General features: G+C 33.9%; 14 protein-coding genes. 9 read left to right on the top strand and 5 right to left on the bottom strand.

Going from position 1 to position 12,868, the window contains the following annotated elements; genetic code table 11:
* A partial coding sequence (locus tag MXE27_RS11485) for an AMP-binding protein (protein WP_248612586.1) occupies window positions 1-976 on the bottom strand: 976 nt, incomplete at its 3' end.
* Between the two features lie 357 nt (window positions 977-1,333).
* On the opposite strand from MXE27_RS11485, the gene MXE27_RS11480 reads away from it, so the two are divergent.
* Window positions 1,334-2,962: a thiamine pyrophosphate-binding protein gene (locus MXE27_RS11480; protein WP_248612585.1), complete on the top strand. Its 1,629-nt coding sequence runs from the start codon at window positions 1,334-1,336 to the stop codon at window positions 2,960-2,962.
* 24 nt (window positions 2,963-2,986) lie between these two features.
* A complete protein-coding gene (locus MXE27_RS11475) occupies window positions 2,987-4,339 on the top strand; it encodes a B12-binding domain-containing radical SAM protein (protein WP_248612584.1) in 1,353 nt (450 codons plus the stop codon).
* Window positions 4,340-4,376: 37 nt separating this feature from the next.
* Here the strand turns inward: MXE27_RS11475 and MXE27_RS11470 are convergent, their stop codons facing one another.
* Entirely contained in the window at window positions 4,377-5,531 is a 1,155-nt protein-coding gene (locus tag MXE27_RS11470; protein WP_248612583.1) for a pyridoxal-phosphate-dependent aminotransferase family protein, read from the bottom strand.
* Window positions 5,532-5,745: 214 nt separating this feature from the next.
* Between MXE27_RS11470 and MXE27_RS11465 the strand changes: the two genes are divergently transcribed.
* Both MXE27_RS11465 and MXE27_RS11460 read left to right on the top strand, forming a co-directional pair.
* Complete coding sequence (locus tag MXE27_RS11465) at window positions 5,746-6,501, top strand: 6-hydroxymethylpterin diphosphokinase MptE-like protein (RefSeq protein WP_248612582.1); 756 nt, start codon at window positions 5,746-5,748, stop codon at window positions 6,499-6,501.
* 124 nt (window positions 6,502-6,625) lie between these two features.
* Window positions 6,626-7,066: a signal peptidase I gene (locus tag MXE27_RS11460; RefSeq protein ID WP_248612581.1), complete on the top strand. Its 441-nt coding sequence runs from the start codon at window positions 6,626-6,628 to the stop codon at window positions 7,064-7,066.
* Between the two features lie 11 nt (window positions 7,067-7,077).
* On the opposite strand, the gene MXE27_RS11455 is transcribed toward MXE27_RS11460, so the two are convergent.
* A complete protein-coding gene (locus MXE27_RS11455; RefSeq protein WP_248612580.1) occupies window positions 7,078-7,518 on the bottom strand; it encodes a hypothetical protein in 441 nt (146 codons plus the stop codon).
* 104 nt (window positions 7,519-7,622) lie between these two features.
* Between MXE27_RS11455 and MXE27_RS11450 the strand changes: the two genes are divergently transcribed.
* Window positions 7,623-7,955 (top strand): hypothetical protein, encoded by a 333-nt coding sequence (locus tag MXE27_RS11450; protein WP_248612579.1) that lies wholly within the window; start codon window positions 7,623-7,625, stop codon window positions 7,953-7,955.
* A 150-nt stretch (window positions 7,956-8,105) separates the two neighbouring features.
* The gene (locus tag MXE27_RS11445) at window positions 8,106-9,248 is read left to right on the top strand and encodes an ORC1-type DNA replication protein (RefSeq protein ID WP_282731781.1); all 1,143 of its coding nucleotides are present in this window, start codon (window positions 8,106-8,108) and stop codon (window positions 9,246-9,248) included.
* Window positions 9,249-9,313: 65 nt separating this feature from the next.
* On the opposite strand, the gene MXE27_RS11440 is transcribed toward MXE27_RS11445, so the two are convergent.
* On the bottom strand, window positions 9,314-9,493 hold the full coding sequence (locus MXE27_RS11440) for a hypothetical protein (RefSeq protein WP_248612578.1): 180 nt from the start codon (window positions 9,491-9,493) through the stop codon (window positions 9,314-9,316).
* A 140-nt stretch (window positions 9,494-9,633) separates the two neighbouring features.
* Between MXE27_RS11440 and MXE27_RS11435 the strand changes: the two genes are divergently transcribed.
* From MXE27_RS11435 to mtnP, 3 genes are all read left to right on the top strand, one after another.
* Window positions 9,634-10,098: an archease gene (locus tag MXE27_RS11435; RefSeq protein WP_248612577.1), complete on the top strand. Its 465-nt coding sequence runs from the start codon at window positions 9,634-9,636 to the stop codon at window positions 10,096-10,098.
* 149 nt (window positions 10,099-10,247) lie between these two features.
* Window positions 10,248-11,696, top strand: a complete 1,449-nt coding sequence (locus MXE27_RS11430) for an RtcB family protein (RefSeq protein WP_248612576.1) — start codon at window positions 10,248-10,250, stop codon at window positions 11,694-11,696.
* Window positions 11,697-11,793: 97 nt separating this feature from the next.
* Entirely contained in the window at window positions 11,794-12,558 is a 765-nt protein-coding gene (gene mtnP, locus MXE27_RS11425; protein WP_248612575.1) for an S-methyl-5'-thioadenosine phosphorylase, read from the top strand.
* A 53-nt stretch (window positions 12,559-12,611) separates the two neighbouring features.
* On the opposite strand, the gene MXE27_RS11420 is transcribed toward mtnP, so the two are convergent.
* Window positions 12,612-12,868 (bottom strand): CPBP family glutamic-type intramembrane protease (locus tag MXE27_RS11420; RefSeq protein WP_248612574.1); only part of this gene is annotated, 257 nt, incomplete at its 5' end.

Genomic DNA, 12,868 nt, shown 5'->3' with positions numbered 1-12,868 from the left:
CAATATAACTGTGTCCCGTGATCCATCCGATATCTGCAGCACACCACCATATATCACTATCCTTAATATCAAAAACAAATTTAAGAGTAGTATATGTCCCTACCGCATAACCACCATGAGTATGTAATACTCCTTTAGGTTTACCCGTAGTTCCAGAAGTATAAAGAATGAATAATGGATCTTCTGAGTCCATTTCTTCACTTGAGCATTCATAACTTTCTTTTTTTAATACATCATCCCAAAAAAAGTCTCTTCCTTCTTCCATGTTTACGCCACAGCCACAGCTACGAACCACTAAAACATTTTTTACGCTAGGTATTTGGTCCATTACCATGTCCACAGTATCTTTAAGTTTTATAACTTTCCCCCTACGATGGAATCCATCTGCAGTTATGGCTACCTTTGCTTTAGCATCATTAGCTCTTTCTTTAAAAGCTTTAGCCCAAAAACCTGAAAAAACTACACTATGAACTGCGCCTATTTTAGCACAAGCAAGCATAGCAATCGGTAACTCTGGAATCATAGGCAGATATATACTAACCCTATCTCCTTTTTCTACACCCATCCCCTTTAAAGCATTGGCTAAACGGTTTACTTCACGATATAATTCAAAGTATGTGAATTTACGAACTTCGCCCATTTCACTTTCCCATATATAAGCCAATTTGTTTTTTCGCCATGTTTTTACGTGCCTATCCAATGCATTGTGCACTATATTAAATTTTCCATCTAAAAACCATCTTGCATGAGGAGGTTTCCAATCTAAAACTTTTTCATATGGTTTGAACCATTCTAATTCTTCAGCCATCTCATTCCAAAACCATTCTGAGTTTTTCGAAGCTTTATCCAGTAATTCATCATAATCACGGATATTTACGGAATCCATCCATTTTTTTATATTAGATTGAGCCACTAAATCCATATCTGGCAAAAAAACTCGATCTTCTTTTAGCAATGCATCCAAATTGACTGGCATTTCACACCCCACCTCATAAACTACATCCCAAATTTAAAGGAATTTTTTATCCTTTTTCAATAATTTCATGAATAGTAGTATATCTATAATTTAACATTTGAATAATTTACTCCTTTAATTTTAAATTTAGTAAAAGTTTTTGGGGCCTCATTTTAGCAGAAAAAAATATTAAAGCTATTTAAAGAAAAATTTCTGAAAATATGATTAAAAAAAGGGTATTCCATAATAGGGAGCGCTTAACAAAAGATTCATGGAGGTAAGTGGTTTTTTAGGAAAGCATAAATATTTTTTTAAAAATCATTGATAACTCAATTTTTACCATCAAATTAAATAATTCATTATACATATTGTAATTACATGAAAAATGGGGAACAAATCACATGTGCCCATGCACTGGTAAAAGTTCTGGAAGAAAATGGTGTAAAATTAATATTTGGTCATCCTGGAGAGCAAATACTAGCTTTTTATGATGAATTAAGAAAATCACCTATAAAACACGTGCTGATGCGTCATGAACAAGGAGCAGCTCATGCTGCAGACGGATTTGCTCGTTCTTCAGGTAAATTCGGAGTGTGTGTTGCCACAGCAGGGCCCGGTGCTTTGAATTTGGTCATGGGAGTAGCCACATCATACAAAGATTCGGTACCTCTTCTTGTTTTAACTGGAGATGTATCAACAAAAGAAAGAGGACTCAATGGTTTTCAGGATATTGATTTGTGTGGTGTTTTTGAACCAATAACATTAAAAAGTTTGTGTCCTCAAAATGCACAAGATGCTATTATAAAATTAAAAGAAGCTTTATTTTTACTGCAAAATGGTCCTACAGGACCAATACATATTAATTTACCCAAAGATATTCTTTTAAATCATGTTAATTTTGAAATAATTAGTTCAAAGAGTTTTAAGGGCGACTATAAACCCCCGATTAAAAAGACTGAAATTCGAAAATGTATTGAATTATTGAAAAAATCTGAAAAACCACTTATATTCGCAGGTTCTGGTTTAATCTGGTCTGGTGCACTTAAAGAAATAAAAAGATTCATAGAAAAAAACGATTTTCCTCTGGCTACTACTTACCCTGCTAGAGGAGTTTTAGAAGAGGACCATCCACTTTGTCTTGGATTAATGGGAACACGTGGGACACCTGCAGCGAATTTTGCTGGGGAAAACTGTGATTTAATTTTAGGTTTAGGTTGTCGGTTTTCAGAACGTTCCATGGCACCATTAAGAAATCCCAAGATTGTCCATGTTAATATTGATCCTAGTGTGTTAAAAGGTGATTTAAAAATTGGAATGGACGTTAAAATATTTTTAAATGAAATTTTAGATTTTGATTTTAATATAAAATCCTCTTGGTCACATGAATTAAATGAATATTCTCGAAAGCATCCTTCAGAAAATTTTATCGATTTCAAATATTTAGATTCTCCTTTAAAACCACAGCAAGCTATTAATGAAATAATAAATGCTTCAAAAGATGCCATTATTGTTAATGATGCTGGAACTCATACTACTTGGGTAACCCTTTATAGAAAAGTTTTAAAACCCGGCACACTACTATTTTCTGGAGGTTTTGGCCCCATGGGTTATGGGCTGCCGGCTAGTATAGGTGCTTGCTTAGGCAGCGAAAATGAAAGTACAGTGCTGATTAATGGTGATGGTGGTTTTCAGATGAATATACAGGAATTAGCAACCCTACATGAAAAAAATTTACCCATAGTCATTTGCATAATTAACAATCATTCATTGGGAATAATTCGCCAGTGGCAGGAGACATATTACGGTGGATCATACCAAATTGAGCTGAAAAATCCAGATTTCGTAGAACTAGCCGGTTCTTATAATATACAATCAACGAGAGTTAATTCTGCAGGTGATGTTTTTAAAGCCGTTGAAAAAGCAATGAAAACAAAAAAACCATTTTTAATTGATATTGATGTTGATCCAAAAGAAAATATACCTCTTCCTAAAATTCATGATTTATGAGAAAACTAAGATGAAGGTGAATAGTTGAAAGTTTTGTTAATTAACCCACCATATAACAATTCTAAATACAAATTCATTGGTTTAGTTGCACCACCTTTGGGAATATCTTACATAGCTGCTGTTTTAGAAGAGAACAATATTGAAGTCCAAATAATTGATGGGGCTGCTCTGGAGATGAGCTGGGCTGAACTGGAAAATGAAATAAACAAAATTTCCCCGGATGTTATAGGCATAACTGCGCTCACACCAACCATAACCCAAGCCATCACAACTGCTAAACTATCTAAAAAGATTTGTCCAGATGCGACAATTATAATGGGAGGTTATCATCCTACCTTCACATATCAGGAGCTATTAAAAGAAGGCTTTATTGACATAGTGATTAAAGGTGAAGGCGAATACACCTTGTTAGAACTGGTGAATGCTCTGGAAAATGATTCCTCCCTAGAAAAAGTTAAAGGAATAGCTACTGCTGATTTTGTTACGCCTCAACGAGAAGTCATCCAAGATATAGATAAATTACCATTTCCCGCACGCCATTTATTGCCAATGGATAAATACAGAATACTCAATATCAAATTACCTACAGGAACCATGATTTCAGGAAGGGGATGTCCTTATCAGTGCTCATTTTGTTCTTCATCTGCCATGCATGGAGCCCAAATGAGGATGAGGTCTGTTGATAGTGTGGTTGATGAAATGGAACATTTAATAAACGAACATGATGCCAAAATGATTGCCTTTATGGATGATACCTTCACCTTAAATCGTAAACGGGTAGAAGAAATATGCGATGAAATTAAAAGAAGAAATATTGATGTTTTCTGGGGATGCACTACTCGAGTAGATACCATTGTCCCTGAAATGATGGCCAAAATGAGAGATAGTGGCTGTATAACATTATTTATGGGTGTTGAATCATCTGATCAGCAGATATTGAATAATGTTAACAAAAAAACAAGCCTTACTAAAATAAAAAATTCTTTTAAGCTTGCTAGAAGTTATGATATACGTACCATTGCATCAGTAGTGTTGGGGATGCCGGGAGATACACGAGAAAACATATTGAGAACAATAAAGTTTGTTAAGAATCTTGATCCGAATTATGCCATCTTTTCACTGGCCACCCCATATCCAGGTACTTCTTTTCACCGCCAAGCGGTTTCAGATAATTTAATAAAGGTTAATGATTGGTCCAAATACACCCTGTTATCACCGGTGCTAGAAACTGTTGATTGTTCATTAGAAGAGCTAAAAAATCTACAAAAAAGAGCTTTCAGATCATTTTATCTTAGACCAAGTTATCTTTTAAAACAAGCCAGAATGGACGGGTTTATATTAATAAAAACAGCAGCAAGAATCATTAAAGAAGTTTAATGCATAAAAGAAAAAAAATTAAAAGAAAAAAAATATTTTAAATATCATCCGGCAAGTAAGTGTCCGCTACCGCAGCAACTCCTTCACCAATAGCAATATCAAAGCCTAACTCTTTTAGAGTCATCTCTAATGCAGCTACAGTAGTTATGAGTTCACGGTGAGTGATATTACCCATATGCCCTACTCGGAATATATTTCCTTTAAGGTGATCTTGTCCGCCAGCTAATTCAACCCGGTATTTGTTTCTCATGGTGCCTCTAAGTTCACCATCACTAACTCCTTCCGGCATTTTAATTGCAGTGACCGTTGCAGATGAAACTTCCTCTTTAGGGAATAATTCCAGATTTAAAGCTTTTATTGCATTCCTTGTAGCTTTAGCAGCCAAATGATGCCTTTTAATTCGATTATTTAATCCTTCTTCCATTATTACCGTTAATGCTTCATGCATTGCATACATTAATGATACTGATGGAGTATAAGGAGTTTCTGGTGGTTCTGCATTGCCACTCTTCCTGTATTTTTTCATGTTTAAATAGTAGCTCTGAGCATCTACTTTATCCACTACTTTCCAAGCATCGTTACTTAAAGTTATGGCCGCCATACCCGGTGGTGCAGCCAGACATTTTTGGGATCCAGTGACACATATATCAATCCCATATCCATCGACATCCACTTCATCTCCACCTAATGAAGAAACAGTGTCAACTACATATAATGCATCATAATCACTCATTATTTTTCCTATTTCTTTTATAGGATTAGCTACTCCGGTAGAAGTTTCGTTATGAACCACAGTTACTGCTTTAATATCTTCATCTTCTTCTAAAGCAAAACCAATCTCATCAGGATTTACAGCTTGTCCCCATTCAACATCGATGATTTTAGTTTGTCCTCCAAATGCTTCCACAATTTGACTGAATCTTTGACCAAATTTTCCACCCACTACATGCAATACTTTATCTCCGGGGTTGAGAATATTTGCCATAGCAGCTTCCATGGCAGCAGTACCAGATCCTGTGATAAGGTAAGACTTATTATTAGTGCGGAAAACGTCAGACATCATCTGGGTAGTCTCATTCAAAATTTTACCGAAAATTGCGCTTCGGTGATTTACAACGTTCTCAGACATGGCTTTCAGGACTCTGGGAGCTACCCTGGTGGGTCCTGGAATCATGAGCAGTGTTTCATCCATTTCTAAAAAACCTCCAATTTACAACAATAATATGAGCTTGATTTTTTGGATTTATATATCCTTAATTTATATCTCACAAGATGCCTTATAATCTTTAGTTATCACCAAGTATGGATATATTAATAACCAAGTAGTACATATGTTCATATGTTATTTTTGAGTATTCAAACTGATTCTCCAAATATTTATTTTATATAATAAATCATTTATTTATATGGAAATAGAAGAATGGCTGCTATGGTATGATATAATAATCCAGGATTTTGGTTTTAGTAAAAAAGATGATGATGAATCTGCATTATACCTTAATAATTTTTTAATGAAACAAGGCTTATTAGAATTATCTGAATTTCCTTCTAAAAAAGATATGATTGTGTTTGGTGCTGGACCATCCCTTAAAAAGCATATTAAAAATTTAAAATCAACGCTAAAACATGATTTAGATGAATTTATTTTAATATCCGCGGATGGGGCTACTACGGCCCTTTTAGAAGAAAATATTATCCCAAACATCATTGTAACTGATTTAGATGGTAATATGCAAGACATACAATATGCCAATGAAAGAGGTTCTTATTTGGTAGTGCATGCTCACGGAAACAATCTTAATACTCTCAAAAGATATCTCCCTAATCTGAAAAACATTTTAGGAACTACTCAGGGTACTACTTTGGAGTGTGTCCATAACTTTGGCGGGTTTACTGATGGAGATAGATCTGTTTTTCTTGCAGTGGAGTTAGGTGCTGAAAATATTATCCTGGCAGGCATGGATTTTGGAAATATTGTTACAAAATATTCCCGGCCAGATATGGATCAAGAAACCGGTCACGGCGATGAAATTAAGGTCAAAAAGTTAAAATATGCTGAGGAACTGGTTGAATGGATCATTGAAAACGAAAATGTAACGATTTATAATTTAATACATGAATATCCTGAAAAATACTTAAAATTGAGAATTTATAATGAGTAAATTTTAATCTTTTGTGTATTAAGGAAAATTAAATTGATTTTTTTGTATTAGGTTAAGGAAACTTATTACCAAAACACATAATTATTAATATAGTATTAATAATTATTATTATGTGGTGTTAAACATGACTGATACAAATAATGAATTTAAAGAAATTGCCATTTATACCATCATAGTCGTAATAGGACTTTTTGCATCTCAGCACATGAATGTAGTTACTTCTCAAAGTATGGAACCCGTTTTTTATAGAGGAGATATTGTAATAATAGAAAAAACTAATTATATGGGCTTTTCTGAATTTAGCACAGATGATATCAAAGTAGGAGATATTGTAATATACAATGCCACCTGGTTTAAGGACGGACCAGTGATACATCGAGTAATAGGAATTGGTACAGATAACACGGGAAACAAGTTTTTCATTATAAAAGGAGACAATAACCCTAAAATTGACCCAAACATAGCATATCCTTCCCAAATACTTTCTAGAGTAATTAAACTAGGAGACACTCCATTAACAATACCCCGAATTGGATATATAACATTGGAGCTCAGAGGATTATAAAAATATCAATCCTAATCCGAATTCTTATTTTTTATAGATTTATTGAGCTTAACTCCAATAATACCACCTATTGCTCCATTAAAAGACACAAATATTAGATTAGGGACTATATAATCGCAAATAAAATCCCAAGTCAATATTGTTGCGAAATTATGCGTAAAAAAAGCTTGCATAATCACACTAAGTAAAATGATAAAAAATAATGAACATGTTTCTGCCAAAAATCCTATGAAGGTTCCGGTTAAAAAACCTTCTAACCATGTTAACGGCACAAATATACATATGATAACACTAATCAAAAAAACTAATAAAATAGTGGCAAAAGTCGTTATATTAACAAATACTGTCACTTGAGGAAATATTAATTCTATCAATTCTCCTATTTGGCATAATAAAGAGAACATTACAGGAATACTTACGCAAATTACTAAAATTTTCCAATTAATTTTCATATCCACCAACCAATATTGTAATATTTATTTTAAATATAGTAATACTTATAATGTAGTAATACTTATAATTTTGTATTTAATACAGAAAATTTAGGAGATGAAGTATGAAATATGCAAAAATAACTTTGGTTGTATTCACAGTACTAATTCTTCTTTTTGCATCACCAGTATGTGCAAAATCAATATCTGTGAAAACAACCTCTTACAATTTAAACACCGGAAAATCAGTGGTTACGCCCTATATTACGGTGGGTTATGGGCATTCAGGATCTTATAAAATTTCAGGTCTGATTTATTATAGGTACCATGGAAAACAGAAATGGCAGTACCATACCAGTGGAACCATTTATCCAGTTTTTTCAAAGTACTATGGATGGCGATTTAAAGCGCCTTATATATACACTTGGAAATTCAAAGGGGTTGTGAATATTAATTAAATCCCTTTTTTTTTAATTATTTTTAATTTTCTCCATTAAGTTATAATCATAATTCTTTCATTTTTTTTTTTGAAGAAAAACTAATACTATTTTATACAAGAATATCTACTATAATCATTATATCATTCAGTGATTATTGAGGATAGGAAAATGCAACATAATATGAAAGGAATTGAAGACATTTTATTACATGATGAAACTATTTTTAAGAATATAAATGCTTTTGATCCAGACTATGTTCCTGAGAATTATAAATATAGAGACTCTCAAATGGAGACTCTTGCAGTTTGTATACGACCTGCATTGAAACAAGGCCGACCGGTTAATTCCGTGATATTAGGGTCGTGTGCTACAGGTAAAACCACTGCTATCAAAAAGATATTTGAAATGGTTGAGAATAACTCTGAAAAAGTAGTTTGTTGTTATATTAACTGTCAATTACATACAACACGTTTTGGAATATTCTCCCAAATTTATTCACGCATATTTGGGCATTATCCTCCCGAAACCGGAGTACCATTTTCACGCATATACCAAAGTATAATGCAACACTTGGTTAATGAAAAAAAAGCACTGGTTGTTGCTTTAGATGATGTTAACTATTTATTCCATAGCAAAAATGCAAATAAAATTTTTTATGATATTTTAAGGGCACATGAAGTATTTCCCGGTGCAAGAACAGGAGTTTTTGCAATTTTATCTGATATTGAATTTAGATATGCTCTTGATAAAAATGTAAATTCAATTTTCATTCCTCAGGAAATTGTATTTCCCCCTTATAACCGATCCGAAATGTTAAGCATACTCCAAGAGAGAACCGAAATAGGTTTTTTCCCAGAAGTAATTTCAGATGAGCTTCTAGAAGAAATAACTGACCTTACATTAGAAGTAGGAGATTTAAGATTTGGTATAGATCTTTTAAGAGTATGTGGGAACTTAGCTGAATCAGAAGCATCTCGTGTTATCGAAAAAAAGCATCTAAAAGAAGCATTGAAAAGTACAGGGCCCGTAAGTTTATCCCATACTATAAAATCTTTGTCTGATCTGGAAAATGATCTTCTTGATGTAATTATAAATTCTGATGAAGAAAATCTTACCGCAGGAAATTTATACAAAGTTTTCCAAGGAAAAAACGGCACCAGTTATTCTTCTTTTAATCGAACTCTGGATAAACTGGAATTTTTAAGATTAATTGATACTAAATTTACTGGAAAAGGAATGAGAGGGAATTCCCGGCTGGTTATTTTAAGATTCAACCGGGATGAAATCAATAAATGCATGGCTCCGCTCTAATCGCCAGATAGATTGGGGGTCTAAAAAATGGCCTCCTGCAGGTTGAGATGCGTTAGGGAGGCAAGTTATATTCCTGCAGGATAATTGGAGTTTGGTGCACCTACGACGCAAAGAATGCTGAAAAGAAGCACACCTGCGATGAAGAGTATCACCATGCATGATTGAACGTCAACATATCTTAAGTCAATAATTGGACTTTTTTTTCTTAAATTTGGAATTGAAGGAGACTTGAAAACACTAAACATTAAAACCACTTCCGCACTATAACAGTTAGCTTAAAGAGTATTTAACAAAAGAGATAGAGAGCATATGAAAAGTAATTTCAAATAGATTTATAAATAATTTTTAAAAAAATTATTATAAAAATTTAGGAGAGAAATTTATTTTGCAGAAAAAAAAACAAAATTCCATTTATCCCTCAAAAAAAGACTTAAAATTTGAATTTTTTGATGTGACCGCGGATACTGGATTTTGGGCCTATGGATCTACCCTGGAAGAATCATTTGAAAATGCAGGCTTAGCCATGTTTGAAGTAATGACCGACACCAATCGCATAACCCCTCAAGATAAAAAATATGTTAATGTTGAATCTGAGGATTTAGTTTCTTTACTTTATGACTGGTTGGAAGAACTATTATTTTTGCATGACGTTGAATTCATAGTGTTTTCTAAGTTTAAGGTGGAAATTAATAAGGTAAATAATGGTTATTCATTAAAAGGAATTATTATAGGTGAAAAAATAGATAAAAATCGTCACGAGCAACGTAGTGAAGTTAAAGCCGTTACCTTTCATCTAATGGAAGTTAAAGAGGAAAATGGATATATGGTGAGGGCGATATTAGATTTATAAAATAATATATCATCTCCCTAAGATTATCTATGAATCAAGTTATATCCAAATATAAGACATAATAATTATTTATTTTAATTAATAACCAATTTCACGAAAATAACTATTTAGATATTAAATAAGACTAAAATGTTTTTAGAGGGTTCACTATGAGTATGGAAGAAGTTTTAACTAAAGTTAGAGACTGTGTTTGGGAAGTACCAACCAGCTATAAAAAAGGTATGAGGGTCCCTGGGCGAATTTTTTTAGGTGATGCGGCCATTAAAGATTTAGAATCAGGCGCAGTAGACCAGGTGGCTAATGTAGCATGTTTACCCGGAATCCAAAAATTTTCCATAGGTTTACCAGACATTCATTTTGGATATGGATTCAGTATTGGGGGTGTGGGTGCTTTCAGTGCTAGAACAGGCATTATAAGTCCGGGGGGGGTTGGTTTTGATATTAATTGTGGGGTTAGGATGCTTCGAACTAATTTAACAGAAGAAGATGTCCGTCCCAAAATGAAAGAATTGATAGGTACTCTTTTTAAGAATGTACCATCAGGAGTAGGCAGTAAAGGTAAATTAAGACTTCAAGAAGGACAAATCAATGACGTACTGAATAATGGTGCCGAGTGGGCTGTAGAAAATGGATATGGTTGGGACAACGATCTAGAATATCTAGAAGAAAATGGCAAAATGGAAGATGCTAACTCAGATAAAGTATCTGAAAAAGCTAAAAAGAGGGGAATCCCCCAATTAGGTTCATTAGGATCAGGAAACCACTTTTTAGAAGTGCAAAAAGTTGAAGAAATCTTTGATGACAATGTGGCAAAAACATTTGGCATTAAACCTGGTGAAATAACAGTCCTCATCCATTCGGGTTCTCGTGGTTGCGGGCATCAGGTTTGTTCTGATTATTTAAGAACCATGGATAAAGCTTACAAACGACATAAAGTTAATATCCCCGACAGGCAGTTGGCATGTGCACCGGTAGATTCTGATGAAGCCAGAGATTATTTCCAGGCCATGAGTGCTGCAGCCAACTATGCATGGGCAAATCGGCAAATGATTCTTCATTGGGTAAGAGAATCCTTTGAACAAATTTTCCATAAAAGTGCTGAAGATATGGAAATGAACATAGTTTATGATGTAGCCCACAACATTGCCAAAAAAGAAGTTCATGAAATCAAAGGAAGGGATACTGAAGTATATGTACACCGTAAAGGAGCTACCCGTGCCTTTGGACCAGGTAGAAAAGAAATACCTGCAGCATACAGAAAAGTAGGTCAACCAGTAATAATACCCGGAACAATGGGAACCGCATCATATCTTTTACATGGAACTCAAGCCGCTATGGAAGAAACTTTTGGTTCGACTGCTCATGGAGCAGGCCGTAAAATGAGTCGTGCCGGAGCTAAGAGAGAATTTAAAGGAGAAGAAGTTCAAAAATATCTGGCCAGTAAAGGAATAATAATCAAAGCAACATCAATGCCCATTGTGGCTGAAGAAGCCCCTGGAGCTTATAAAGATGTGGATGATGTTGTCAAAACCGCACACGACGCAGGAATATCCCGGCTAGTGGCCAAAATGGTACCTTTAGGTGTGGCAAAGGGTTAATATCCCTTGAAAATTCATTTATATGAATATTCTATCAATTAATTAACATTTAGTAAAAATTAGGTTTTAGATAACTATATTAAATATAGGTGGTTATATGATTGGAATTATTGGTGGTACCGGAGTCTATGAAATAACAGAACATGGAAATGATGTAGAAAAAAAGGTTATAAAAACACCATATGGTAATTCCCCCGAAATATCATTATTTAAATTACAAGATAAAGATGTGGCGTTTATTCCAAGACATGCCACAGGCCATGATTACCCCCCACACATGATTAACTATCAGGCCAATGTATGGGCACTTAAAAAAATAGGGGTAAAACAAGTAATCGCCACCAACGCAGTAGGTTCGCTTAAAGAATCAATTGGCCCTGGAGATTTTGTTATACCTCACGATTTTATTGATTTTACTAAAATACGTCCAAGTACATTTTATGATAATCGTACGGTCCATATTGATGTTACTTCACCTTATTGTGAAAATTTAAGAAATCATTTAATTTCAGCAGGTGAAGTGGTGGATCAAGGCATTTATGTTTGCACTGAAGGCCCTCGTTTTGAAACTGCTGCTGAAATTAAAATGTTTCAAATTTTAGGGGGTACTTTAGTAGGGATGACTGGAATTCCTGAAGCTACTCTTGCTCGTGAGGTTGAAATGTGTTATGCAAGTGTTTGTATGGTATCGAATTATGCTGCTTCTATTTCTCCAGACAAGTTAACTATTGCTGAAGTATTTGATATCATGGAAAAAAGAAAACATGAGTTAGTTCAGTTGATAGAAGAAACTATAACAAACATGCCTTATGATGGGGACTGTCCATGTCAAAATGCTTTAGATGGTGCTGAAGTAATTTAAACAATTATCCCCTACTTTTTTTAATAAAAGCTACTTTAAACTATTAAATTTAGTTATGGAGCAAATGTATTCCAGAATGCATGGAATAAAAATGATCCATATACTTTACCTGTTTTAAGTCGTATTAAGCCAGTGATTAATCCCAATACCATCCCTATACCAATTTTTGAAATTAACATAATGTTTAAATTAGGATGTATAGGATGAATTAAAAATACATCCATATATCCAATATGCCAGAGGCTGAATGCTGCAGTGATTATAATTAAAGTTAAAAATCCACTTCTTCTAATTTCACATGCATCTAACT

Origin of the sequence: Methanobacterium alcaliphilum (assembly GCF_023227715.1) — an archaeon.
Classification (GTDB): domain Archaea; phylum Methanobacteriota; class Methanobacteria; order Methanobacteriales; family Methanobacteriaceae; genus Methanobacterium_E; species Methanobacterium_E alcaliphilum.
This window is presented reverse-complemented; position numbering and strand designations above follow the sequence as displayed.